At 67.4% G+C, this 25099-nt stretch carries 17 protein-coding genes, 1 tRNA gene and 2 pseudogenes; 4 read left to right on the top strand and 16 right to left on the bottom strand.

Annotated elements, in window-relative coordinates; all coding sequences use genetic code 11:
* Both AB0B98_RS32330 and AB0B98_RS32325 read right to left on the bottom strand, forming a co-directional pair.
* A pseudogene (locus tag AB0B98_RS32330) lies at window positions 1-131 on the bottom strand (pentapeptide repeat-containing protein); the annotation flags it as partial.
* Between the two features lie 199 nt (window positions 132-330).
* Window positions 331-406: transfer RNA gene (locus AB0B98_RS32325), tRNA-Lys, on the bottom strand.
* Between the two features lie 141 nt (window positions 407-547).
* Between AB0B98_RS32325 and AB0B98_RS32320 the strand changes: the two genes are divergently transcribed.
* A complete protein-coding gene (locus tag AB0B98_RS32320) occupies window positions 548-1162 on the top strand; it encodes a helix-turn-helix domain-containing protein (protein ID WP_357367580.1) in 615 nt (204 codons plus the stop codon).
* Window positions 1163-1183: 21 nt separating this feature from the next.
* Entirely contained in the window at window positions 1184-1642 is a 459-nt protein-coding gene (locus AB0B98_RS32315) for a DUF3291 domain-containing protein (protein WP_357367578.1), read from the top strand.
* Between the two features lie 297 nt (window positions 1643-1939).
* On the opposite strand, the gene AB0B98_RS32310 is transcribed toward AB0B98_RS32315, so the two are convergent.
* From AB0B98_RS32310 to AB0B98_RS32275, 8 genes are all read right to left on the bottom strand, one after another.
* On the bottom strand, window positions 1940-3034 hold the full coding sequence (locus AB0B98_RS32310; protein ID WP_357367576.1) for an effector-associated domain EAD1-containing protein: 1095 nt from the start codon (window positions 3032-3034) through the stop codon (window positions 1940-1942).
* Between the two features lies 1 nt (window position 3035).
* Entirely contained in the window at window positions 3036-5483 is a 2448-nt protein-coding gene (locus AB0B98_RS32305; RefSeq protein WP_357367574.1) for an effector-associated domain EAD1-containing protein, read from the bottom strand.
* Window positions 5480-6328: a hypothetical protein gene (locus AB0B98_RS32300; protein ID WP_357367572.1), complete on the bottom strand. Its 849-nt coding sequence runs from the start codon at window positions 6326-6328 to the stop codon at window positions 5480-5482. The genes AB0B98_RS32305 and AB0B98_RS32300 overlap by 4 nt, the downstream gene beginning before the upstream one ends.
* Entirely contained in the window at window positions 6325-7278 is a 954-nt protein-coding gene (locus AB0B98_RS32295; RefSeq protein ID WP_357367570.1) for a hypothetical protein, read from the bottom strand. Before AB0B98_RS32295 ends, AB0B98_RS32300 begins: the two co-directional genes overlap by 4 nt.
* The gene (locus tag AB0B98_RS32290) at window positions 7275-8459 is read right to left on the bottom strand and encodes a GTPase-associated system all-helical protein GASH (protein ID WP_357367568.1); all 1185 of its coding nucleotides are present in this window, start codon (window positions 8457-8459) and stop codon (window positions 7275-7277) included. The genes AB0B98_RS32295 and AB0B98_RS32290 overlap by 4 nt, the downstream gene beginning before the upstream one ends.
* 343 nt (window positions 8460-8802) lie before the next feature.
* Complete coding sequence (locus tag AB0B98_RS32285; RefSeq protein ID WP_357367566.1) at window positions 8803-9324, bottom strand: transposase; 522 nt, start codon at window positions 9322-9324, stop codon at window positions 8803-8805.
* Between the two features lie 143 nt (window positions 9325-9467).
* Entirely contained in the window at window positions 9468-12071 is a 2604-nt protein-coding gene (locus AB0B98_RS32280; RefSeq protein ID WP_357367583.1) for a hypothetical protein, read from the bottom strand.
* A 375-nt stretch (window positions 12072-12446) separates the two neighbouring features.
* Window positions 12447-13004, bottom strand: a complete 558-nt coding sequence (locus AB0B98_RS32275) for a hypothetical protein (protein WP_357367565.1) — start codon at window positions 13002-13004, stop codon at window positions 12447-12449.
* A 328-nt stretch (window positions 13005-13332) separates the two neighbouring features.
* Between AB0B98_RS32275 and AB0B98_RS32270 the strand changes: the two are divergent.
* Window positions 13333-14501: pseudogene (locus AB0B98_RS32270) on the top strand (IS3 family transposase).
* A 277-nt stretch (window positions 14502-14778) separates the two neighbouring features.
* Here AB0B98_RS32270 and AB0B98_RS32265 read toward each other — a convergent pair.
* From AB0B98_RS32265 to AB0B98_RS32245, 5 genes are all read right to left on the bottom strand, one after another.
* Window positions 14779-19323 (bottom strand): helix-turn-helix domain-containing protein, encoded by a 4545-nt coding sequence (locus tag AB0B98_RS32265; RefSeq protein WP_357367563.1) that lies wholly within the window; start codon window positions 19321-19323, stop codon window positions 14779-14781.
* Window positions 19324-19417: 94 nt separating this feature from the next.
* Window positions 19418-20893, bottom strand: a complete 1476-nt coding sequence (locus AB0B98_RS32260) for a tyrosine-type recombinase/integrase (RefSeq protein ID WP_357367561.1) — start codon at window positions 20891-20893, stop codon at window positions 19418-19420.
* On the bottom strand, window positions 20890-21291 hold the full coding sequence (locus AB0B98_RS32255) for a hypothetical protein (protein ID WP_357367559.1): 402 nt from the start codon (window positions 21289-21291) through the stop codon (window positions 20890-20892). Before AB0B98_RS32255 ends, AB0B98_RS32260 begins: the two co-directional genes overlap by 4 nt.
* Complete coding sequence (locus AB0B98_RS32250) at window positions 21266-22192, bottom strand: DUF2637 domain-containing protein (protein WP_357367581.1); 927 nt, start codon at window positions 22190-22192, stop codon at window positions 21266-21268. The genes AB0B98_RS32255 and AB0B98_RS32250 overlap by 26 nt, the downstream gene beginning before the upstream one ends.
* A gap of 375 nt (window positions 22193-22567) precedes the next feature.
* Window positions 22568-23455, bottom strand: a complete 888-nt coding sequence (locus AB0B98_RS32245; RefSeq protein WP_357367557.1) for a replication-relaxation family protein — start codon at window positions 23453-23455, stop codon at window positions 22568-22570.
* Window positions 23456-23948: 493 nt separating this feature from the next.
* Here AB0B98_RS32245 and AB0B98_RS32240 point away from each other — a divergent pair, with 493 nt between their 5' ends.
* Window positions 23949-24461 carry an HAD domain-containing protein gene (locus tag AB0B98_RS32240; RefSeq protein ID WP_357367556.1) on the top strand — a complete coding sequence of 171 codons (513 nt, stop codon included), beginning with the start codon at window positions 23949-23951 and terminating at the stop codon, window positions 24459-24461.
* A 104-nt stretch (window positions 24462-24565) separates the two neighbouring features.
* On the opposite strand, the gene AB0B98_RS32235 is transcribed toward AB0B98_RS32240, so the two are convergent.
* On the bottom strand, window positions 24566-25099 hold a 534-nt coding region (locus AB0B98_RS32235), incomplete at its 5' end, for a kinase (protein WP_357367554.1).

The raw sequence follows: 25099 nt of genomic DNA, 5'->3' as shown, positions 1-25099 counted from the left end.
GAGCCGTGCCACGCGGCGCCCTCGACGAGGGCCTCGGTGAGGCCGCCGTCAAGGTCCGTCGTGGTGTCGAGGTCGTCCGGTTCGAGGTCCGGCAGCAGGACCTTCACGTCGCCGATCGTGGTGGTGCGCATGCGTCCTCAACCTGCGTGAGCGCGGAGTGGGCACGGACCCCACGTGTCCCATGGTGGGCTCAGATCAGAACCGCCCCAACCGGTACCAGCCGGCACGCACGCGGGTTGGCCCCGAAAACCGACCGAGCGACGACCCACCACCCGCGTACGCGAAAAGGCCCCGCCCCAGTGTGATCCACCAGGTCAGGGCCTTTTTCGTTGGTGCGCCGCCAGGGACTCGAACCCCGAACCCGCGGATTAAGAGTCCGCTGCTCTGCCAGTTGAGCTAGCGGCGCTCGCTGACAACGGTGAGCACCATACCGGGTCGCTTCCCACCTCCCGACAACGGGACGAGATCAGGCCACGCCGCCCGGACGGGCGGCGGGGCTGTCTCGCTCGGGAGGGCGGAGGACCAGCCGGCGGGTAGCGTCGGAGCCATGTCGTTGGAGGCGATCGGTGCGCTGCGGGAGCAGGTACGCCGGACCGTGTACGAGTATGTGGTCGCGCGAGCGGAGCCGGTGAGCCGCAACGAGGTGGCCGAGGCGGTGGCCATCGGGCGTACCCTCGCAGCGTTTCATCTGGACAAGCTGGCCTCGGCCGGCCTGTTGGAGGTGACCTTCGCAGCGCGCGTCGGCGGGCCGGGGGCCGGGCGGCCGGCGAAGCTGTACCGCCGGTCGTCCGTGGAGCACGCAGTCGTGCTGCCGCCGCGCGACTACCGGCTACTGGCCGGCATGTTGGCGAGCGCGATCGAGCGGGTCGGCGCGGAGCCGGCGGCCTACGCGGCTGCCCGTGAGCAGGGCGCGAAGCTCGCCGGGGGTGCGGCAATGCCGCGCCTTCTGGAGCTAGGCTACGAGCCGTTCGAGGACGCCGACCGGACGATCCGGCTACGCAACTGCCCGTTTGACGTGGTGGCCCAGTCCCATGCTGGGCTGGTCTGCGGGTTGAATCATGCGTTGCTTGAAGGCGTGCTGGGTGAGGGTCATGTCGTGCGGCTCGACCCGGGACCGACCGGGTGCTGCGTGACGGTCCACTCTAAAGACAATGAGGATTGACATAGACGGTAGCTTGGCCACATGACCGAACATCACCTCGCGCAACTGAACATCGCCCAGCTGCGCGCCCCGCTCGACAGCCCCGAGCTTGCCGACTTCGTCGCCCGGCTGCCCGAGATCAACGGCCTCGCCGACGACTCGCCCGGCTTCGTCTGGCGACTTCAGGACGAGTCCGGCGACGCGACCGCGCTGCGGCCCTTCGGAACGGACGTCATCGTCAACCTGACGGTGTGGCAGTCGGTCGAATCGCTGAGCGCCTTCGTATACCGGACGGTGCACCTGGAGCCGATGCGTCGGCGCCGGGAGTGGTTCGTCCCCCTCGACGGGCCGCACCTGGTGCTGTGGTGGCTCCCCGCCGACGTCCTGCCGACCCTCGGCGAGGCGGCCGAGCGACTCGACCTATTGGGCCGCGACGGCCCCTCGGCAACGGCGTTCACGCTCCGCGAGCCGTACCCCGCTCCTGGCGTGCTCGCCGCCTGACAGCAGCGGACCGGGACACGAAAAAGGCCCCGACCGGCAGAGATCTGCCCGGTCAGGGCCTTGCTCGTTGGTGCGCCGCCAGGGACTCGAACCCCGAACCCGCGGATTAAGAGCCTGATCTTGGTTGAGTCGTTCGGTCCAGCGGATCGCTGGGAGTCCATCCTTCTGCGGCATTGGCCCCATTTGCTCGAGACGGCGTCCCAACCAGTCCACCCAACCACGGGCCCCGTCCCACGGCGCCCGAGCACCCGCAGAGCACCCAACGATGCACCGATGTAATTGCCGGGAGCCTCGTTGTTACCTAGAGCGATGACCAGCGAGCGCCTGGTCTGGCCACTCCCGTATCCGCTGCAGTCGGCTGTTCCCCGGATAATCCTCAACCATCGCCGCTATTAATGATCCAGTCGTGATTCGCTGCCCGCCACCACCCTGTTGGAGAAGTCGCGTGGCGTGCCACCAGCGGGCGGCCCCGGACCCGGAGGGGAGCAGACGCGACGGGTCACCTCCAGCACGCTCCCACAAGCCGTCCTGCTGTGGTCCTTCAGGGTAGAGCTCGCGTCCCAACCCCGCTAGATCACGGCGCTGGTCGCCCCCACCATTGCTATCGCCGTCATCGTTCCGGCCGTTGTCGGACGTCAAGCGCGTGAGCATCTCGAACAGAAACGCGGCCGCGTTCGCGGCTGCAAGCGGCTGGGATCCGCTTGCATCGGCTTCGGCTTTTCCATCGACTAGGTCAGAAATTCCTCGGATGGCAATGACACGCGCCCGCTCGGTCGAGCGTCCTCCGCGCAGCACGCCGAAGTCCTCCATGTCGATGGCAACGGCATCGCCATACGACGCCTTAAGCAGCGTGACCATGTCCGAGCTCCGATCAACGAGTACCTTCTCGCCGACGACGATCGGTGCTACGAGTGCAGCCGGGGGGCGGCCGGCGGCTGACCACATCCCCGCGGCGCCAGTGCCGCGCGTCAGCCACACATCGTCGACGGCAACTGCCCTCGCGACTTGAACCAGGGCGGGGCTCACCGGGGCCATGTCCGGGCGCGGCCGTAGGGCGCTCTCCTGCTTGCCGCCTTCAATCCAGTACACCTTGCTGGAGGCAACAACGTCGCCGACAGCGACATCCTTCAAACCTCCGGCAACCCCCAACATCACGATCAACGCGGGGCGAAGGGCGTCCTCAGCGCGGGTAGTTAGGACGGCTGCATCGACGTTGCCTGCGCCGGTTTCGATCACGGCGATTCGTTGGCCATTACCTTCGCCGAAGCGACCGATGTCGGCAGCGAGGCCCGTAGCGGTTTCGACGTGCAAGTCGTGCAAGTGCTCTCGGACCGCGCGGCGCTCAAGCTGAAGCGCTGTCACGATGAGCACGTCCGCCCGTTCAATGGTCATTTCAACTTCGCTCCTGGAGCCCTGTCGCGAGAACGCGCAGGTCCTGGTTGTTCGGGTATTCCGCCATCATCACCTCGAGTAGGGCGGTCATCGTCGGTGCGCCATGCTGCCCTCGCATCACCGCATCCAGCGCCAGTCCCCACCGGTGCCGGCCGCTGAAGGCGGCGGGAAGGTCTGCGTTGTGGCCCCCGGCACGCTCCCAAAGTGCGCCGTCGCCGGGCCCTTCTGGGTAGAGGCCGGCGGCGACGTCATGTAGCGCGTCGCGCAGCTCGCTGGCAGTGGCAAGGTCGCAAATGACGTCGCTGACGCTCATGAATCGACGCAGCCGCTCAAGGATGCTGAACAGCTGCCCTACCTGGCGCGCGGCGTCTCGTAGATCAGGCCTGTTGCCGGCGAGGTCGATGATGGTCCCGGCCGCACGTTTCCACCTGCGATCGACGACCAGGCAGGCTAGCGCGACGGCATGCTGAGGCGAGAAACGCCCTCGTCTAGCCAAGAGCTCGGCGTGCTCCGGGCGCGCGGCGGGCAGTGAGCGTAGGACGGTCACGGCTTGTCCTGCGTCGTCGTGAGCGACAGCGCCCAGCACATCCGGGGCGAGGATCGCGGCCTGGAGTTGGGACTCGGGAGCGGCGTCGCCCGGGCGCAGGCTGCGGGCGACGGCCGCTGCAGTCGCAGCCTTAAAGCGAGCTATTGCATTGGAAGGCAGTCGATCCCAAAGCCGAGCCCGGTCCGGGTGATGGGAAACGTCGGCGGCCGACGTGGTGGATAGCGCATCGAGTAGTGCAGTGTCGACCGGCTTGTCGGCAGCCACAAGCGCGAGCCACGATGCTGCAGCTGCCGCTGGGGAGGCAAACTGCCATGGGTCGGCGCCATGCCGGGTTGCGGCTGCCAAGACGGCGCGGAACCTCTCGTCTGCGGTGTCTCCTGCCGCGAGCAGCGCGGGTTGCGCGGCAACGAGCCCTCCGGCGCGGTCCGCGAGCATGGCGTCAGCAAACTGGAGTGCAGCGCTTACTGTGCCAGCTTTGCCGGTGCGCTCAGCGAGGATGTCATCGGCTTTCTCTGTCCGCGGGGCGATGCGTAGATGCGCCAGCCATGCTTTGACAGGATTCGAGACATCGACAGTGATAGCGTGGGTGCGGGACAAGCCGTGACCAGCTGCCACTATCACAAGCCAGCTAGGAACGGCCTCGGCGGCCTCGGCGGCCTCAGCGAGCGCGTCGTCGAGAACGGTCCGAGAGTTGGCGTACCGAACGAGCCAGGTGGCCGCATCGGCGCCACGCGGATGCCGTAGGACCGCCTCTGCGGCTGGAGATAGCGCGAGCCGGTCGGCGACGCCTTGGAGCGCAGAGGCCAGCGCCTGCCCGAACGTATCGAGCGGATCCGCGACGGCGACCTCGGCGGCTGCTTCGACAAATTCGTCGCCGCGCAGCGGGTCCGACAGGGCGGTGCGGGCCCAGTCGGTGAGCAGGTCAGCGAGGTCAGGGATTGGTGGCAACGCCTCCCAAGGAATGCCCCGCAGCCCACGGATGTCGGAGAACGCGGCGGCGGGCGAGATCTCGGCGAGACGCGCTAATCCTGCACTTTTCGGGCCCTCTCCCAAATCGAGTGCTGGTTGAAGGAGCCCGAGAAGTTGCAGCAGGGCACGGGTCGATTCATGGTCGAGGTCGCAGAGGCTCTCAAGGAATCCTGCGGCGGCGGCTAGGTAGCGCCATTGCCGGAGCGACACGCTTTCGATGCCGAGGTTGCTGGCAAGAGCGGCGGCGCGGCCACCGTCTTCACCGAGGAGGGCGTCGCGGGCCGAGTCGGCCGGCTCGGCGCTGCTCGCGCGGACCGTCGGCCAGTCGCTCCAACGCGCGGCGGCACGGTCCGGGATGGCTACGGCGACGATGGACCCGCTGCTGGTAGGCACCGACAGCCCGTCAGGATGGAACGCCGCGCCGAACACCACTCGGGCCCGATCGGAGGGCGGAAGGTGCGTCCAGAAGCATCCGATCGCGTCGGTTAGGCCCGGACCTATCCAGGCGACGCGACCGTATGCGAGCAGCGTCGATGCGAGCGCGCCCGCCCCCGGCGGATGGTCGTGTGGGCCGGCCGGCGAAGCCGGGGCAGCTTCCAGAGGCGGGCCGAGATGGGCATTCGCGTCAGCTAACCGCGCAAGCAAGGCCCGAAGGTCGAGGTCGGCCAGCCGCGGAACGGGGATAATCGCGGCGGTGGTGGCGACCATTCCGGGTCGGGTGGCGGTGTCGTCGGGCCTTGTGAGTTGGACGATGTAGGCCTCGTCGAGCCGGTATCCGGAGACGAACGGTTCGATTATGTCAGGGCTATTAGGTGGTGCGTCAGTGTGCCAGACGATTTTGCCGAGTAGATCGTTGTCGGCGCCGCTGTGCGCCAGCATTGTGTGGGCACCGTCGCGGTTGCCGAATCTGGCCAGGTGGATGAGAGCGCTCATCGTGACCCAATGAGGAGTGTTAGGTCGCCATCCCGTTCTCCGGCGGCATTGATGATCCAACCCATGTGCTGCGGCCCGGCGTCGAGGTAGTCCGTTGCGGGCTCGTTCTCGTCGAGCGGCTGTCCCTGCGCAGACAGGCCGATGACGTCGAAGAGGTCACTCCAAGTGGCGTGGCAGTAGGAGTGGAGCAGAGCCAGCCGCTTCCGTGCGACGTCAGTGGGGAGAGTGCCGGGCGGGGCGCTGAGCTCGTCCCAGCACGACAACACCAGGGTCAGTCGTGGCAGGGGTCGCGGCTGGTCCGTGTCGAGCCGACGGGTGTAGAGAAGCGCCTGGAGAAGCTCCACTGCCCACATGTCAATGGGCAGGGCGTGAGGATCACCGTTACCGTCCTCCGGGGCGAGCGACGTGCGCGCTAGTTCGCCGATGGGGCGGGCCAGCACATCGGGCAGGTCCGGGTGCCGCGTTAGCCGGATTAGAAGCAGCCATTGGTCGGACTCGGCCTCGCGGCGCCAGCGGTCATGTAGTCGGCGTTCGTCAACGAGGCGGCGGAGATCCTCGCCGGCATAGTCGGGCACAGTGATATCGATGGAGCGACCATCGAAGTCGACAGCGGCGAGGCTCAGCGAGGTGTCGGTGCCGTGCGGCGTGTGGGCGACGGCAACGCCTTGCTGGAGGCGCCTGAAGCCCTCCTCGATTGAGGCCAGCGAGGCTGGCGCGCCGCGGGCACGCAGCTTACCCGTGCCCGCACTTACCCGGCCATAGAGTTGGATGAGAAAGGTCGTCTTTCCGGCAGCCGGTCCTCCAAGCACGAGGACGCGGCGGGCCATATCTGCGGACCCGGTCATGGTTGCCCTGCGGCGGATCGAAAGATTAGGAAAGGATCGTTCGAGTTCAAGCGGTCGTCGGCGATGCGGGCGTGGCGTGGCGCCAGTGCGGCGGCAACGCCGAGGTCGATTGGAGTGGTCACCGGATCGCAGTCACGGTTATGGATCGACACTCGGACGGTGGCCGCGCGAAATAGGCGAGCATTGAGGTCATCAATGTGTGCCTGGATCTTATTCGGAACGTCGATGTCCGCCTTCGTCTGCACGGGCACAACAGGGCGGTCTCGGGCAAGCGACGCGAGGCGGCTGGCGAGGGCATCGTAGTCTCCGCGCGCGATCCCCCGCTGGGGCCCGGCGAGAGCCGCACTGTCGGCAAGTATTACAAATGCATCCGCCGCCTCAGCGATCCAGGCGGCCCCAGGGGCCTGTGCAGCCTCATACGCCCAGTCGGAGTACCACTCGCCCGGCACATCCGTGTGCAGGACGTGCGTGGATACACCTCGCCCGAGGCTGACGGCCATGTGCAGCAGAGCCGGAGTGCGGTTGTCCGGTGCCGTCGTGTGTGGTGGGAACCCTCGACCGTGCGGAACCCACTGCAAGTGGCGGGCAATCTGGTTCCAGCCGGCCAGGGTGTAGGAGCCGGCAAACTGCTGGCCGAACTTGCCGGTCCCTCGGCGGGCAGCAAGCCAGTGGGCGGCGAGCAGGGTCGTCTTGCCCGCGTTTGCCGCTCCAACAACCGCAACGAGACGGGGTCGGCCGAGCGCGGCGACCGCCGAAAGGTCCGCGAGGCCGAGCGCGAGACCCGACCACGGTAGCGACCGACCCTCCGGCGGCTCGGCCGCGCCGCCATCGGAATCAACGGTAACGAAATGAGGACAGGGTTCCCGTCCCAGCACACAAGCCGTATCGGGCGCGTGACAGGTCGTGCGCTGGCACCGCCCGCTGGCGACCGATCCTGCTGGGGCGGTCATTCGGCCTCGCTGGGCTGTACCGGCGCGGCGGCGAGGCGCCGCGCCTGCAAGTCACGGAAGAGAAGAACAGCGGCGCGGCCTGCGGTCAGGGTCTGATCGGACTGCACTATCGGCGTCTCCGTTCCGCTACGGACTGCGTCGATTAACGTCGCCGGCGCGACGTCCGTGGAGCCGGGCAGGGCCTCGGCCTCGTCGGCGGCGGCGAGGGCCGCGACGGTGACGTCTGCAGACTTTGCGGCCTCATGCACGAGGTCGGCGAGGAGATGCTCGACGGCGAGCGGCGCGACCCGCGGCACGATGTCTCGAAGGTCGACGGCGGCGGCGATGGCGACATCGGCTGGGTGGAGATCCGCATAGGGGCGGGACAGGCGGCTGCTGAACGCTGTCTGCCGCCACCAAAGCAGCTCGCCTCGGAGGCGGATTGCGTTCATCGTTTGGTCGTGGGCCGCCAGCGCCTCCCGCAGCCGCGTTCCGACCGCCGATGCAAACTCTTTGAGGTGGGCTACTGAGCGCTTGTGCCCTTCTGCAGCGCTCCTCTCGGCGACATCGATGACTCCGTCGACGTGTTCTCCGAACTCCGATTGGAGCTCTTGGGCAAAGACTTGCCAGTTGGCTGCCTCGGCAAGCTGCCTAGCCTGACCCCGCAGCTCAGTCCTGACGGGAATACGCTCGTCCTCAGCCCTTGGGATCGTCGGCATGCGCAGCCTGCTCGACGCCGTGGGCGGCGACCAGATGGCCGTGATGTCGCCCCGGACCGCGCCATCCAACTCCTCCGCTAGGTCGGTGACGGGTGCATACCACCGACCCGCTGGCAGGCACTCGACCGTGGTACGCAGCACGTACCAGGCCGCCTGGCGAAGCGCGGCATCGTCGCCGACAACGTCGACGACGGCGGCCAGCGTTACCGCTCGCAAGACCTCAGTTGGCTGCCCAGGAAAGGCATTGTGGAACGTCTCCCACTGCGACAGAAGCGCTCGCTCGGCCGCCGCAAGTGGCGTTGCAGTCGCAGGTGTCGACTCGTCGATGGCGGCGACCACGGCGTAGGGAACGAGTTCGCGCGACTCGTCGACAAGCTCAGCCGCAAGGTCCTGCGCCGCGCTGCGGACGCGCTTGACCCGGTCCTCGTCATCACCTAGTTCCGTGAGCAGGCTGGCGCGGAGAAGCCGCCCGATGACGTCCATCACTCTCCTCACACGGTGTTACGCCGCAGTACTGGCCAACGCAGCACCTGACGAGGCTACCAGCGCTTCGCAAGGATCAACTTGTCCAAGAGTCGCGCCAGGCAGGTGTACTCCAAGTCTCGACACGGTCGGTACTCAGCTCAGGCTCTGCGGAGCGTGGTCGGGGCTCTGACCAGCGGGTGGGTGTCGATCGGCTGTCGGCTCCGGATCGCCGCAAGCGCTAAAACTTTAACCTTACTGGCTTCGGCGTTGGGCGTGGCGTGGGTATGAGGACCTGCCACCGCGTTGATCATCGATGGGTTTGAGGACGATCGAAGATCGTGCGGTGGCCGTGGGCTACAGCCTAGAACTTAAGCGGTGGCGGGTCATCCTGGACGAGGCGGTGACGCGTGTCGCTGACCGGTTCGTTCGGGCGGAGCCGCGCCGGACCACCGGGCAGTTCATGGAATGGAAGGGCTACTGTCGGACGCGGGTCGCAAGACCTGGTGGTCCCTCGCGGAGCGGGCTGGTCACGTCGATCCGCAGGCGACGCAGCGGCTGCTGCGCGCGACGATATGGCCACGCCCAGTGAGCCATTGCCGTCCTTCGGTAAACCGGTGACATCGACGACCCACGCCACCGGCCCGACCACCTCGACCGTCCACACGGCCAGCCGCATCCGCACCGCCGTCGTGCCCCACGTCGAGGTCGTCACAAACTGCTGCAACCCCTGATGATCGACCCCGAGCCGATTCGCCATCGGCTGCATGGACTTGCGCCGCCCATCCAGCAGCACCTCGGAGATACGTGCCACCTTCGCCCGCTGATCCGACGCACCAAAGGGGGTGAACAAATCCGCGGCTAACGCTTTAAGCCGTTGCCGCACAACGAGAAGCTCGTCAGCCCGTTCGATCTCGACGCGAGACCTTGATTTAGGCCAGATGGGTGTTGGTTGCGGCGAGGCAGGCGAGCAGCCAGTTGCTCGGAGAGTCGGCGGACATGAGGGGTCGGGAACCTCCTCGCAGAAGGCTATTCGGACCTGGCGTACGGCAGGTAGAGCTTGTCCACGCTGAGGCCGCGCAACAGTGCTCCGACGAGGTGCTCAGTGAGGACGTCGGGTCTCCTGAGCAGGTCTGCGGTACTTGTTGTTGCGGTCTTCTGGTAGGTGTCTGCGTCGTACGGTTGCACCACATCTTCGTCGCCGCTCTGCAGGTACTCGTAGGCGATCGCTGTCTTGATGCCGGTGAGGCGTAGGCCGATCACCCAAGGGCCTTCGTACCCGGCGTAGCGGTTCGCGAGGTCGGCGGCCACACGCAGCGCGCCGTGCACGAGTCCGAGGACCAGGCTGGGCAAGATCACTCGGTGCTCGGCGGGTTCGGCGGTGGAGCCAAGACGGTGCCATTGGGATCGGGCCATTGCGGTTGCGCGACCGCAGAGCACACCAACAGTCCCGTCCTCCTGGATCTTAAGGACTAGCAGAGAGTCTTCTCGGACCGATCCGTCCTCGCGGATGCCGTTTTCCTTGACCATCCCACTGCTACTGCGTCGCCACATCCCTCTGCCAAGGTCAGGCGCAAATGGTTGTCCTCCGCGGGCAGTGATCGCCTGATCGATCAGGGCGTCCAGGTTCCCGGTCGCAGACATGGTGCTGGCCTCAGCGAGCGCATCAGCCGGAGCGTCCACCGGGTGAACAACAAGGTAGAGGCGGCCATTCGCGCGCGCGGAGTTGTCCGGCACCGGGTCACCGGCTGCTAGCTCGTCGAGCAACGGCATGACATCCACCCTGGCGGGCTCGGCCACCCGCTCGCGGGAGTCGCCTGCGCCTCTACGACCAGGCGCACTGGAGGTCTCGGCCGTTCCAACCATATCGGTGATGCGTTGCGTGCCGGCGTCCGTCTTTGTCACGAGGCGTTCCAGCAAGGCGAACATGACTTGTGCAGAGGCGCGGGCGGCGAACTTCTTGTAGCGGTCGTCTTTCCTGGTGTCGGCAAGGTCCATCACGCCCTTGGTGACGAGCCAGGCAAGTTCCCGATCATGGGCGATGGTCGCGATGGTCGCGGCTTCCATCTCGACGGCGGTGATCTTCCGCATGCCCATTGCCCTCAACCGGCCCCAGACGTCGGGATCGGCGATGACAGCGCTGCCGCTGGCCATGGGGGCGGCGAGCACGCGAAACGGAAGGCGCTGGGGCCCGTCGACGTCGTCGTAAAGCCGCCGCTGCACGAGGGCGGACCCGTCGCTGGTCAGAACGGCCTCGCCTGTCGGCTTCCGCCGGATCAGACCTTGCTCCTCAAGCTGAGCCAGGCGCCGTTGCCAGGTGCCGCTGGGGAAATAGGCGTCGCGCGCGGGATGGCTGCGTGGTTGCTGCCCGCGGTGTAGCTGTTCGAGGAACCAGAGCAAAGCCTCGTCTTCGTTGGCTTCGCCGTAGCTGGTCAAACTGCTGGGGTCGAAGTCCTGCGCGGCGCGCAGCCAGTTGGGCTTCAGCCGGAATTGCCGGTGATCGCCCTCGAAGCCGGAGGCCGACTGCTTGCCTTCGTCCCACTCATAAACGGGTTCACCGACCACGACGTCACCGAGTGCCGTGTCTGTGGGGTTACCGGCGCATACGCCACACATAGCCAAGGTCGTTGGGCGCAGCCGATCGGCCAGTGACGCAGCGAATGGTCCTGTAGCGCGACCGCCCATCTGCGTCGGTCGGGCCAGTGCCACCGTGAAGCGAGTCCTCCCACCGACGCGGTACTCGCCCCACAAAAACGGTGGGACACCGTCCAAGTCGCGTTCCTCCCACCGAACCACTCCTGGACCAGCTGGGGCGCTTGCCAGGCTCGCCGCCTTGGCCGCGTCGAACTCCTCCGGCAACGCCGCCACCACCAGCACATCGACGCGGTCCATGTTTCCCCCGTAGTGATTCATTGTGCTGTCGCGGGCGGGGTGGTCAGCCCTACCCTGCTGCCTAGTTACCGAACCGTATTCTGCCCCCGGCTGAAGGAACGCAATCGTCGGAGTGCTCGGCGTCCGGGAGCGCAGTGGTGCCGGCGAGGGCTTGTTTGGCACCCAATGCTTGGGGCGAAGTTTCCAGTAGGTGGCAATGTCAGGGACGTGGCGGAACCGACGAACCTCACGTCCTAACCGCACCTCCCACGTGTCGGTGCCGAGGCCACCGAAGCTGGTCCACCCCCACCGTTCCGTGTACAAGATCGCGCCGAGCCGTTTCAGCAACGCGGCGTCTTCGGGCAACTTCAGCTCCAAGAGCGCCGCGACGTCGGCGGAGACCAAACCTGGCTGCAGGTCCGGCTGATCAGCTGGCGGGTCGTAAATCCGTTCCAACGCGACCGCATGGCGTACGACAGCGAGAAATAGATTGAGTTCGCGCTGCGCGCGTCCGGTCGCAACGGCTCCTGCAGCCGTCAGCCCGATCGTCGTGCCCCCGGCGATCGGCATGATGCTGCCAGTGTGGACGCTGTGAAGCAGCCCTGGCGGAAACTTCGGTAGTAGGTGGGCGGCGTCGAGGTCATGAGCCCGGTAAAGGTGCTGATCAAGTTCTTGGAAGGTGGGCCATCGGCCGCTGCGCAACAGCAAGTCCCATATCGCGTCAAGGGCGACCTTCTGGGCAGGGTTGACCGGCTCAGGCATCGTCACGACGCGATTGTCCGCCAACCCTCGCAGGCCAATCATGTAGGCCAACGCAGGCCACTCGGATTCGAATAGTAGCCGGCCCAGCATCGCTCACCGGCAGACCCGGGCGACGGCCATCATGGAATGCCCTTCGAGGCGTGATGGTCCCCCGGGAGAACTCGGCGCGGTGGTGCCGGTAACTCTCATCGGCGTTCAACGCGGTGCGGCCCTCCGGCGTGCAGGAAGGAATGCGTAATTCGCGGCAGTTGCAGCCCGACTTACCGCTTGCCCTAGCTCGTCGGCCGGACCAGCGCGGCCTCCCCATCGATGGCATGCCTGGCGTCAAGGACGCCGAGAAGGAGCCGGCACAGCGCCGCCAGGGCGTCCCCTCGCTCATCTCTCGCGGGCCAGATCGGCGTAGCGAATCATCTGGACGGCGAGCGCGGCTATCGCTAGCGCCTCCACCACGGACACGCTCATGAGATCGCCGCGGTGCGGCCCGGCGACCCAGTAGATCACCAGGGCTGTCAGCGCCGGCACACAGAACGTGCCTAGATCGATGGCAAGCTGGGAATACTTCCGTATGAGTCGGTCAGGATCGGAGCGATGTGCCACCTCCCACCCGAAGACCGCAGCCGCCTCGTCGCCGGTCGCCCCGGCCAACTCGGACAGCTTCGGCGCCACCGTGAGCCGCAGATAACGCCCGATTGCTGAGACCTTTTCGTCGTTCACCAGGTAGGTCCATCCCAGCACCAGGCACACCGGCGGGAGGAGGAGAAGCAGGCCGAGATTTCCTTTGGGAGTCAAGGTTGCGCCGACGACGCCAGCCATCGAGCCGAGCGTCGCGTAGATCAGGTTGTCCCGGAAACCGATGCGGGTCTTCTGCTCGTCCTTCAACCGTTCGTACTCGACAAGGAGAAGCTTCTCGGTCGTCACTGAGGTGTCGGCCACTCTCCGATTGTGGCGTGTCAAGTTTAGCCATCCTCCCTCGCGTGTACGATCGCTGCCGTCCGATTCGTGGGCCGGCGCGCAGCCATGATCCCACGCCTCGCCCACTGAGCCGTTCCAAGCTGATCTTGTGGGTCAGGGCGGGTGCGGTGAGCCAAGGCCGCGTTCGCCACCCTGGCTGGCGTAACACCACTACGGCCGCGTCAGGCAACCAACCCCGGCACCCGGCTCAGCCGCAGTGCGACCGACTCCTCAACCGAGCCGGGTCTGCTGCATCGATAGGTGACATCTGAGATGGCTTACTCTGTTGGTGGGCTGGAAGGATGTCGCTGTGCCCAAGCCTTACCCCCGAGAGCTCCGTGATGACGTCGTGCGTGTCGCTCGTGACCGTGAGGCGGGAGTGACGGTCGAGCAGAGCGCGAAGGACTTCGGGGTCCACCCGATAACGTTGTTCAAGTGGCTGCGCCAAGCCGACGTCGGCGCCGGCACTGCGCCCGGGACGGCCGGCAGTGAGTCGGTCGAGCTGCGCGAAGCGCGCTAGCGGATCCAGTTGCTGGAGCAGGAGAACGAGGTCCTGCGCCGGGCCGCTGCCTACTTGTCGCAGGCGCACCTGCCGGGAAAAGGCTCTACCCGCTCGTGAGCGAGCTGGCCGCCGACGGGATCCCCGTGGCGGTGACGTGCCGGGTATTGAAGATCGCTCGTCAGCCCTACTACCGGTGGCTGGCCCGACCAGTCACGGCCGCTGAGCAGGTGGCGGCGTATCGGGCCAACGCGTTGTTCGACGCCCACCGTGACGATCCGGAGTTCGGCTACCGGTTCCTGGTCGACGAGGCTCGCGATGCCGAGCAGCCGATGGCCGATCGCACCGCGTGGCGGATCTGCTCCGGCAACGGCTGGTGGAGCGCCTTCGGCAAACGCAGACGTCGCGGCAAGGGCGGTAAGGCCGGACCGCCGGTGCACGACGACCTAGTCCAGCGGGACTCCACCGCCGACGGCCCGAACCGGCTGTGGCTGGCCTACATCACCGAACACCACACCGGCGAAGGCAAGCTCTACCTCTGCGCGATCAAGGACGTCTGGTCCCACCGCATCGTCGGCTACTCCATCGACTCGCGGATGAAGTCCCGCCTGGCCGTCGCCGCCCTGGACAACGCCGCCGCCAGACGCGGTGACCTGGACGGGTGCATCTTGCACACCGACCGCGAATCCCAATTCCGGTCCAGGAAGTTCGTCCGCGCCCTGCACCGCCACCACATGTTCGGATCGATGGGTCGCGTCGGCGCCGCCGGCGACAACGCCGCCATGGAATCCTTCTTCGGACTCCTGCAGAACAACGTCCTGAACCGACGATCGTGGTCCACCCGCCAGCAACTGCAGATCGCGATCGCGACCTGGATCGAACGGACATACCACCGCCGTTGACGACCACGGTCGCTGTCCCGGTTGACCCCCGTTGAATTCGAGACCATCATGCACGCACCGGCCAGTCAGGCCGCGTGACTACACCTGTCACCTGCCGATGCAGCAGACCCAGGTTTCTCAATACTGACTGTGAACGCTGGAGCAGCATGCGCTCGTCTGGCTGGTGAAAAGCGTCCGCATGCCCACCCCCAGCCACGCCGATGACATCGCCCGCATCATCGACGATCCCGCAGCCAGCCACGGCGACGCCGATGAGCCGCTCGCCTCGTGCCCGCAGTGGGTCAGGCAGGCACACGGCCTTAGGTATCACGATTCACCATTACATCCGTCGTAACTGCTCGTCTCCGTCCTGCAACTACTTACCCACCGATTGGATGTAGGCCGCAAACACCCGACTGCCCACGTCATCGTTGAGTCGGCCCACGAGGGCGGCGACTATACGGCTCGTGCCTTCTGGCCCGACCGAGTCAAGGAGGCCCCGACTCAAGATGTCAACGAGCAGCTCGAGGGCATCTGCGCCCGGGTAGTGGCGATCGCGGAGGTCTTCGGCGGCCTTGATGATCAATTCGGTAACGCGTCCTGCTCCCTCATGCAGGTCAGGACCGGCGACGGCGCCGCCGCGGGCTGCGGTGAAGAACGGGTCGGCGAAGAGAATGACCCAGGCCAGGAGCGCTGAGACGGCCTTCGGTCGTGCCGGCGGGATGGTGGCCATTGCGAGTCCATTGGCTGCTAGGTGAGCCCAGTTCGCGGTCTGTTGAGGGTCCATGTCGTGGGGGCGGCGGCGGATCAGCGAGCGGAACTCGTTGAAGGCCTTGGGGATGTCGCGCCATGCGGCGGGTCGGGAGATGGCAAGAGCGAACGAGCTGCCGACGTTCCACTGGGTGTTCTTCGCGAGACCGTGCCAGGGCTCGTCGATGGGCATGTCGACGACCCTGTTCTCACGGAATGACGCGACCGCAGCGGTAAAGCCGTCCTCGCCGGCGAACGCTCGGACGAGGTCGAGTGTCCCGAATGCGGGGACGCCCATCGCGCGGGCGAAGCGTCGCATTGCGATGTCGTCGGCCCAAACGGGGACGCCGAGCTCTTGGGCGACGGTGATGGCGCTGAGCCAGCGGTCACGGCGGGTGGTATCGGCGACGGGTGCGACTTGGAGGCCTTGGACGTCGACCCACACCTGTTCGGCTGCGTCGGCGTGCGCTTGTGCTTCTCCGGCCGTGGTCTTGCTGACGACGGGGCGCTGTTGGCGGGTGTCCCAACCAAGGGTGGCGGTGGACCTCATGGCGAGGCTGCTGCGGGCGCGGGCGATGTCCTCGCGAACAGGGGCTGGGACGATGACGGAGTCCAGGTGGGCGGCAAGCTTCTTGAACGGGTGTCCGGTCCACGGTGCGACGACGAGGGCGGTGGCGTCGACGACGACGCGGTGTCCCAGGGCTTCCCGTGCTGTTTGTTCGCCCCGGTCGTCGTCGACCGCCATGATGTAACCGAGGTCGCGTCGGATGAGGCTTTCGGTACAGGTCCGTCCTGCGGCTTCGGTAAGGGCGGCGAGGGGGAACCGGCCGGCGCGTACTTCGCGTGAGAGCTCCTCAAGGGCCTGTTGGCGGGCGTCGCCGCTGCGGAGGAACTCGATGAGGGGGTCGAGGTTGTCGTCCTCAACCTTAATCTGGGTGATGGAGGCGTTCTCTCCATGCCGCTCAAAGTACTTCTCGGCGTAGTCGCGGAAGTCGGCGATCTGTACCTCGGTGAGGGTGGCGTTGGGTGCCACGAGGACTACAGACATCGCAGCAGCGGCGATTTGCTCGTCGTCGGCCCAATCGGCGGCGGCGCGCATGAACATCGCATAGACCTTGGGATCGCCGAGGTCATCGACCGTCGGTCCGGTGCCTGCATCGCTGCGTGAGCGCTGCTCATCGAGGGCCGAGCGGAGGGTCGCGAGGAACAGTTGAGCCTTCTCGCGCTCGTTGAAGCTCACGGCTGGTGCACCGAGGAGCACGGTCAGTGCCTTATCAAACCTCTGCAGGAAGAACAGAGCCTCGGCCAGCCGCCAATACTCGACCTCGGGAACCGGGAGGCTGTTGGCGGCGGATTCCTGGATGACCTGCTGGGTGCGACTCGCGACGTCGTGCCACTCGTTCTCGCTGCGGGCAATCTGCTGGAGAGCACGCAGCGACTTCAGGCGCACGGGCTTGGCGTCGTCCCGGCCGAGGAGGTTGAGCGCGATGTCGCGACCGGTTCCCGTGAGCCCGTTGCCCATGGCGATCTCTAGGGCCTCGGTCGCGAGAGGGATGTCTCCGCGGCGCATGCCTTCATCGAACACCAGCCGAGCTGCCTCTTCGGCACGGCCGCTGGCGATGAGCGCATCGGCGTGGGCCTCCAGCGCGAGCTCGTTGCGCTCCAAGCCCCGGACGTATCGCAGAGCCGCTTCCGGATCGCCTTGGCTGAGTTGGACCCGGGCGCGCATCACGTCCGCGAGGTCACGGTCGAGCTGCCCGAGGCTGTCGATGTGACGCATGACGGTGGCCTGCTCGGCCTCCTTGAGCGAGTTGAACCTGCGGGAGAGCGCCATCAGGGCCTGGAAGCCGCTGTGGTGTTTGCCCGCGGACTGCTCCAGTGCAGCAAACAGAGCGTCCTTGGCCTCGTTCGCCATCTGCGGGCGGCCGCCGAGCACCGCAGCGCGCATCAGCTGACCCTCGGCCCGATCAGGATTCTTCGCGGCGAGCTCGAGCGCAAGCTCGTCGTTCCCGATCGCCCGCGCGATGACGGCACCGAGGCGTACGACCTCCGGGTGCTTGGCTTCGCGCTGCGATGCGACCCCGTCGGGTGCGGGAAGGAGCAGTCGCAGGGCACCGGCGAAGTCGCCCTGGATAGACCGGGCACGGGCTGCGACCGCCAACGCGCTCCCCGACGAGCCGTCCCATTCTCGTCGGACGTCACGGACCTGCAACGCGTCAGCTTCCACGACCCTGGCCCGCCTGGAGATCTCGTCCTCGACGTCGGCCGCGGTGCGGCCAGACATCGAAACGAGCACCCCCAGCATCGTCTGCGCCTGGATTAGCCGTGTCCCTTCGGCGTTCGGGCACAGAGCTACCGCCCACTGCGCGAGTCGCAGGCCGTCGTCGGCCAAGTCCCGGGTCACCGGGTTGCCGCGCAGTCTCCGCGCGGCGAGACCGGACTGCACGCCGAGCTGGTCTGCCGCGCCGGGTGTCAGCATCATCTGCGCGAATTGCCGCAGCATCGCGGCCGCCATGACGTCTCGCAATGCCGGGTCGAGGTTTACCTTCGGGACCGGTTCCTCAGACGCCCTCAGGACGCCGGAGGGGTCGGTTAGACCGAGTGAGGCGATGGCTGCCTCCGCGCGCGCCTTGGTCTTGGCGAGGTCGCCATCAATGACCGCGCGGTAGAACGCGATGACGCCGCCGAACCGGGCGACGACATCTTCGTCGAAGTCGTCCATGGCTTCGGGGCCAGGCTTGTCGTTGTCGTTGTCGAGGTCGTCCTCGTCGGGGTTCTTCCCGATGCGTTCGAGTCGCGCGGTGAGGGTGAAGTACGCGCTCGCGTCGATGTCTGCGGTAAGTTTCGCGGCCGCCGCTGCCTGCTCGAACCCGCGCCATGCGACCTTCGAGCCGGCGATCGAGGCAAGCGAGGAGACGAGTGCCCACCCGTCACCGGTGTCGTCCTCACGCAGCCAGGCCGGGGGCCGGTGCAACGCCCGGCTCAGCCACGTAGCTGCCGTTACGCCGCCGCGCCGCATCTCGGTGAGGGCGTCTGTCGCCCGCTGCGCTCGGGCTGGGGAGCGACGCTCGAGGCGGTCCATCCACATTTGGACGGCACCAGGCAGGGCGACCGCGACATGACCGCCGTGGGCACCAGGCGGCTCAGCGGGAGGCGTTGGCCCGCCGCGCTTGAAGTCGTCTGGGTGAGCGAACACTAGGACGTCACGCAGCAAGCTAGCGGCGTTCCCCGCTGCCCGCGGCTGCAGGTCGTCATTCCCCGCCTCGGCCTTGTCACCGACGAAATCGGACAGACCGCGGACGGCAAGGACGGGAAGGTCGTGAATATCGGAACCGGCAGCGAGGCCGAACGATTCCATATCCAGTGCGGCTGCGTCCTGAAACCGGGAACGGATCTCCCGCATGACGGGGCCGTCGGGGTCAACCTGCACGGCCTCGACCGACACGATGGGCGTGACGTAGGCATGCGCCTGGTTAGCGTTGTAGTGCTGGCTGCGGGCAGATGGAGTCCACTTGCTGTCCGCGATGCACGCGTTGACAAGAGCGACCAGCGGCGCAGGCACGACGTACGTCTTGTCCCGGCCCAGGAGCATAGAGCCGGACACGGTCGGCACCTGTTTGCCGGCGTAGGGATTGTGAATCCTACTCCCGACCACGACGTCAAGGTGGCTGTGCTCTGCCGGCTTCAAACCGGCGGCTGTGCCGACGAACGCGACGAGGTTCGCATGCAGGTCGCGTGCGGCGAGCCCGACGAGTGCTGCCGACGTTGCGTTTCCCATCCCAGCGCGAGCCAGGTAAACCGTCCAGTTGATGTGGTCGCCGAGAACCTCGCCGCGCACCATCCAGATGTCACTCGTCCGGACCCGCTCGACGTTCACGAGCCGGTTTAGGACCTCGGTGTGCTCGAGTTCGACCGCAGTGACCACGAGCGCTACCCGCTCCTGCGCCGAGCCCTCCATCTCCATGAGCTCAGCGACGTCTGCTGTTGTGGTCCACTGGGTCGCCCGCCCTGCCCTAGCCGACCGAACAAGATTGCGATTCTGTAGCGCTTTGAGCAACCTGTTCGCCGTGTTGGGCGCGACACCGGCGATTTCAGCCACCTGCCGGCCGCTCAGCGGTTCGGCTGATCTTCGCAGCATCCGGAGGATGTCCAGTTCGAGTCGGGTCGTCACGGCACGAGTCTTACATCTCGCGCATGACATGTGCAAGGAATTTCCAGCCTGCACATGTCATGCGCGCGGAGTATCTGCTGCTCCGCACGGCTACTTACGCCGACTGCGCGCTGGTGCCACGCTGGCGGGGCACGACGGATGCGGTTGCTTCGGCGGCGGCGTGGGATAGCTCGGGGAGGACGTCGCCGTAGAACTTGGCGGTGAAGTGTGGGCTGGAGTGGCGGAGCCGGTTGGAGATGACTTTCATCTGGACGCCGGCGGCGAGTCCCATGGTGGCGGTGCCGTGGCGAAGGTCGTGGAGCCGGATGGGTGGTAGTCCGGCTTGATTGGCGAGGTGGTGGAAGTGGTCGGTGACGTCGGCAGGGTGGAGCCGACCGCCTGTGGGCGTGGTGAACACGAGCCCGGTGGTGGTCCAGGCAGCACCGGCGGCGAGGCGCTCGCGGTGCTGCCGCGTGCGGTGAGCGCGCAGCACCGCGACGGTCTCAATGTCGAGAGCGACCGCGGCCTCGCTGTCGGTGGTTTTCGGAGTGTCGATGGCGGTGGCCCAGCCGTGTTGGACGAGTTGCCAGCGGACAGTGAGGGTGTGAGCGTCGAGGTCGAGGTCGTCCCAGTGCAGGCCACAGGCTTCGCCTCGGCGCAGGCCAGTGAAGGTGATGAGGTGGTAGAGGGCGTAGAGCCGGTCGTTCGCGTCGTGGGTGTGGTCGAGGAATTTGCCGGTGTGTTCGGGGGTCCAGATCATGACGGGGCTGGGGGGCTTGCCGGTGTCGCGCCAGGTGCGGATGCGTTGGTCGGTCCAGATGGTGGGCTTGGGTGGTCGGGCTGTCGGTAGTTCGACCATGAGGGCGGGGTTGGTGTCGATGTAGCGGTGCCGGCGCATCGCGTCGTTGAGGGCCTTTCGCAGGGTCGCCTGGATGACGTGCAGGGTCCGGTTGCCGACGATCCGCTGGTTCTTGACCTGGTCACGTTTGGCGAGGTCACGGCTGGCCCGCAGGGCGTCGACGGTGGTGTTGCGTTCGGCGATGGCGTCGTACATGGCGTCGATGTGGCCGGGGCGGAGCCGGTCGATGCGCAGGTGCCCTAGGTACGGGACCAGGTACAGCCGGATGTGCCCTTCGTAGGAGCGCAGGGTGCCAGCCTTGATGTTCTTGCGCCCGGCGAGCCAGTCGGTCAGGTACACCCGCATGGTGGGCAGCTCGGTGGGGTTGATGTCCAGGTGCAGCGCCCGCCGGACCTGCTCCGGGGTGAGAACGGGCGCGCCGGTCTTGACAGCGGTTTCGATCAGGTCGCCGGTCTTGACAGTGGTGTGCGGGTCGGTGGGATCAGGGACGGCGAGCGCAGCCCGGATGCGGTCCAGGACGGCGTCCGCGTCGGCCTGGGTGGCGTAGGGGCCGTGGCGCAGTGGGCGGCGGGTGCCGTCGGCGCGGGCTGGGATTTCGATCTGCCAGTGCCAGTGGCCGTGGGTGCGGGACCAGCCGCCGCCGGGCCGGCGAAGCTGGGGACAGGAGCGTCCCAGTCGCCGGCCCGTGACGCTGTCGCGGCAGCCGCAGCGTTTGAAGGTGGATCCCTTCACTCATCGTCTCCTGGATGCTCCGTAGGGTGCCGCCAGCGGTGCCGGGTGGAATCCGCTGGTGGCGGGGTCATCGCATCCACGCTCACCTTCGCGTCGGCATCAAGTCCGCCGCCGCCGGTGGCGTCGGGCTCGGGTTGGAGGAGGCGGAGCAGGGCGGCGACCGGGACGATGATGCGGCTGCCGGCCCGGATCAGCGGTATGGGGAACTGGTTGGTGGCGGCGAGGCGGTACGCCTGTGATCGGCTGATCCCGAGCACCGACGCCGTGGTGGCGAGGGTGGTGGTCACGCCGAGGGCACGGATGCGCTCGATCGTCCACACCTGCCCGACGCCGGGCGCGGTGGTGTTGTCGGTCGTCGTGCGGGTTGTCTGGTCAGCGGGGCTCGTTGGGCTGTTCATGATCAGGGTTCTCCTGGTTACGAGACGGTTGGCTGTGCGGTAGGAGCGGGGTAGCCCTGTCGGGGTCGACCGGCGGCGCAGGGGCGGCTGCTCCGCCACCATCACGCCGCTCCGGTGACAGAGGCGGTGACGTCGGGTTGGTAGGCATGACCGGGCTCACGATCAGTCCGGGTGGTGCCGACGACTCGACTTTGAGGGTCTTGAGCAGTTCGGATACTCGGGTGTTGGACACGGTGTGACCGGCTGCGCGAAGGCCTTCGGCGAGCGCCGCCCGGGTCAGTGCCTGGCCGTCTGCGGAGAGCCGGTCCCGGACCTTTCGCGCCGCTGGCAATAGCTCGGCCACCGCGCCGGACGGCTGCACGGACCATCCCCGGTCCGCTCGCTGCCGGTTCCGTCCGCCGTGTCGGCGACGAGCATCCGGTGAGCGGGCGGTCCGGGTCCGGGACCGCCGCTCCCCCGCCGTGACAGCGGACCGGGTCGCCTCGTCCAGTCCGCTGTCCGGAACGGTCCGCCCGGCCTCATCCCGTCGGCCGTCCCCACCCGTCCAGGCGGTGTTGGCGGGCGTGGCGGTGCTGGTCCGTCCGAGGGCGATCTTGACCATGACGAGGAACCCGAGCGCGGGTACGGCCGCGGTGATCCACCCGATGACCGAGGGTTCGGCCTCGACGACCTGCGCCGCCAGGGACAGGGTGACCGCACACGCCAGCACCGTCGCGGGGAACACGGTCGAGGTGTGAGCGCGTTTGCGGCGGCGTAGTTCCAGGCCGGAGGCGATGGACATCAGCTCCAGGACGATCGCGTCGGCCCAGGCCAGCCAGCCGGGTTGGCCGTGCGCGGCGGCTACGTTGTGCACGTGGGTGAAGCTGGCCGCTCCGGCTGCGCCGCCAATGGCCAGCATGATGACGACCTGGACGACGCCCTCGACGCGGCTACCCCGCAGCCCCGGGTTCGGGTCAGTGGCCGGTGCCGTCGTGGCCCATCACCTCCTCGACCCGGACCGGGACAACGATCCGTCCGCCTGTCACAAGAGGCCGGACCGGATGGCGGACCGACCCGGCGTCGGACAACCATCGGGACGGGGACCGCACGCCGGCCGCGGACCGCCCGCCGCAGACGCGGGACCGGGATGCGGTCCCGCGTCTGTGGGAGCGGGCGTTCTGTGCTCTCACAGATCTGTCAGCACCGGCCGAGCTGCTCACGACAGATCCGTGACAGACGCCGGCCGTTGCTGTCCGATCCGCAGCGGAGGTACTGTCCGCCGCCGTGTCGTCGCCAATCACGCGGCCTCACCCGCCCGACTGGAGACGTCAACGACGTAACCGGCCAGATCAGCCAGCCGCAGCCGCTGCCCTTCCCTGCCGGTTAGGGCCCACACCGCCTCCGCTGGGCCCAGGCCGACCGTCGCGGCGTGGTCGCGGGCCCCGGTGGCCACCGGCACCATCAGCGGCAGGCCGGCCAGCACCCGGCGCAGGTTGCGCTCCCGGGCGGCCGAGTGCACCCAGAACAGCACCGGCCACGCCCGCTCGATCGTGCCGAACAGCTCCTGATAGCCGTCCACTTTGCCGGCGAGGATCGACAACTGCTCGGCGCCGGTGTCGTACTCGACGAAGAACGGCACCTCTGCGCCACCGTCGACCCAACGGCCGTAGCCGTCCGGGCGCACCCGCGGCTGATACGCCCGCACCAGCCCCGGATCCTGCCGGCTGGTGAACGTACCGGCGCGCTGGCACACCGCCTCCGGCAACCACTCCACCAAACCGGTGCCCGGATGAGTGCGGGCGTGCGCGGCCAGGTCGGTAAAGAACCCGTTCACCCCGAGCCGGTGGGTGAGGCTGCGGGTCGAGGTCCAGCGCCGCCGCTCCACCCGGGCGTGGTCACGCCGCGGTGGGCGTTCGTCCCGGCTGGCCGCGACGACCTCAGCGCCGAGCTGATCTATCACGTAGTGGTACGGGTACGAGCCGCCGTCGGCACGCTGTGGCCGGAACCGGGCCACCAACCGCAATCGGTACAGGGTCCGCAGCCTCCGTTGACAGAAGTCCAATGACGGGAACAGGGCGTTCGCGAGCTGGCACGACGTCAACACGCCGTGGTCGTACAACCAGCCCAGCAGCACACGGTCACGGCCGGTCAGCTGGGACTGGACCCGAAGGACCGGATCATCCACCGGCTACCACCTCCTCTCCGGGTAGCGGATGCCAGCCCCAGGGGGAGAGACCCGAGACCAGGCAGGGTCTGTCGCAGGACAAGCCGACGGCGCTGACAGAGGGACTGACCTGCGGTGTGAGAGGAAACAGGGGGTCCGTTCGGGGGTCCGGCTGAAGACTGACGTCAACGCTGACGCCAAGCCCGACCCCCGAACGGGGATCAAGCCGGAACTCGTCACTGCCGATGCCTACGGCAGTAGGTGAAGGTGTCGGCGAAAGCACGAGAACTCCTTGTTTGAGGGTGTGGACTGTGGTGTTGCTGGCGTCGTCGGAGCGGAAAGGATCCGGTGAGATGCACCCGGCACCGCCCCTGCCGTGGTCGCCGTCGGTGGCGCACGCCTGCCGGCACGGAGCAGCAGCGAGACGAATGGCCTTGAGAAGGCGGTGTGGGCGCCTGCTTCTCACCGAGCGCGGAGGTAGCCGTTGGCGGGGTGAGGGCTAGCCTCTGGGGTCATGTCCGCCCCTGCGTCGCGTCCATTGCTGTTCCTTGACGTGGACGGCACCCTCATCCCGTTCGGCACATCCATTGCGGCTCAGCCGGGCAGGCCGCATGGCCACACCCAGGGAGCGGTCCTACCGGCCGACGCCCATCCCCTGCTGCACAAGGTCGATCCAGAGCACGGCCGCCGGCTGAAGGCCCTGCCATGTGATCTGGTCTGGGCGACGACCTGGATGAGCGACGCGAACGACGTGCTCGCACCCCTGCTCGGGCTACCGACCCTGCCCGTCGTCGACTGGCCCGACTCCGACGAGGTCGGCGTCCTGCACTGGAAGACCCGTGGGCTGGTCGAGTGGGCGCAAGGACACCCCTTCATCTGGGTCGACGACGAGATCTCTCACGCCGATGGGCAATGGGTATCGACTCACCACCACAGCCCGGCACTGCTACATCGAGTCGACCCACGTCGCGGGCTGACCGAGCACGACTTCACAGTCATCGAGAGCTGGCTCACCCGGGCGCGGTAGGGCGAGCTCCATGCCGTCGCAGTCGACGGGCTGTCTGGCCACTCGAAACTAATGTTGGCGAACGGTGCGCCGCAAAGGCGACACCGGTAGCCGGCTGAGCTGCTCTACGGGGACAGAACGTCCGGTAGCAGGTCGTCGTCGCGTCCGGTCTGGGGTAGCCCGGCCACAGTGGCGATGGCCTTGACGGCCTCGTTCAGTCCAGTGGTCTCGGGTAGGACGAGTTCGTCGGGCCAGCCCAGGACGTCGTGGGCGGCGTACCAGCCGCTCATGTGCTCAGCGGTGAACTCACTGGCCTGCGGGCGGGTGAGGTGCCGGCGCAGGGTCTCGGCCAGGGACACGTCGAGGTAGCAGAACAGGGACCGGCCGCGGTGGTCGTCCCGCAGGGAGGTCAGCATGCTTCGGTAGCGGCTGCTGTGCATGATGCCCTCCAGCACGACGTGATAGCCGTGGTCGAGGGCGAACCGGACGGTCTGCCCGATCAACGCCGGCGCCGCGCCGCCGGGCTTGTCCCGCTCGCGCAGCAGGATGCGGCGCAGGTAGTCCTGCTCGACCAGGGCGCAGCCCCGGCCGTGCCGGCGTCGTAGCTCGCGGGCGATGCTGCTCTTGCCGGAGCCGGAGTTGCCCCGGATGCAGACGAG

It is taken from the genome of Micromonospora sp. NPDC048947 (assembly GCF_040649495.1).
Taxonomy (GTDB): Bacteria; Actinomycetota; Actinomycetes; order Mycobacteriales; family Micromonosporaceae; genus Micromonospora; species Micromonospora alfalfae.
Note: the sequence above shows the minus strand (reverse complement) of the source record. Positions and strands in the feature narration are given on the sequence as shown.

Coding starts and splice junctions, on each gene's coding strand:
- AB0B98_RS32320 (WP_357367580.1), top strand. CDS start 548: ATGTCGTTGGAGGCGATCGGTGCGCTGCGGGAGCAGGTACGCCGGACC.
- AB0B98_RS32315 (WP_357367578.1), top strand. CDS start 1,184: ATGACCGAACATCACCTCGCGCAACTGAACATCGCCCAGCTGCGCGCC.
- AB0B98_RS32310 (WP_357367576.1), bottom strand. CDS start 3,034: ATGACCATTGAACGGGCGGACGTGCTCATCGTGACAGCGCTTCAGCTT.
- AB0B98_RS32305 (WP_357367574.1), bottom strand. CDS start 5,483: ATGAGCGCTCTCATCCACCTGGCCAGATTCGGCAACCGCGACGGTGCC.
- AB0B98_RS32300 (WP_357367572.1), bottom strand. CDS start 6,328: ATGACCGGGTCCGCAGATATGGCCCGCCGCGTCCTCGTGCTTGGAGGA.
- AB0B98_RS32295 (WP_357367570.1), bottom strand. CDS start 7,278: ATGACCGCCCCAGCAGGATCGGTCGCCAGCGGGCGGTGCCAGCGCACG.
- AB0B98_RS32290 (WP_357367568.1), bottom strand. CDS start 8,459: ATGGACGTCATCGGGCGGCTTCTCCGCGCCAGCCTGCTCACGGAACTA.
- AB0B98_RS32280 (WP_357367583.1), bottom strand. CDS start 12,071: ATGCCTGAGCCGGTCAACCCTGCCCAGAAGGTCGCCCTTGACGCGATA.
- AB0B98_RS32255 (WP_357367559.1), bottom strand. CDS start 21,291: ATGAACAGCCCAACGAGCCCCGCTGACCAGACAACCCGCACGACGACC.
- AB0B98_RS32240 (WP_357367556.1), top strand. CDS start 23,949: ATGTCCGCCCCTGCGTCGCGTCCATTGCTGTTCCTTGACGTGGACGGC.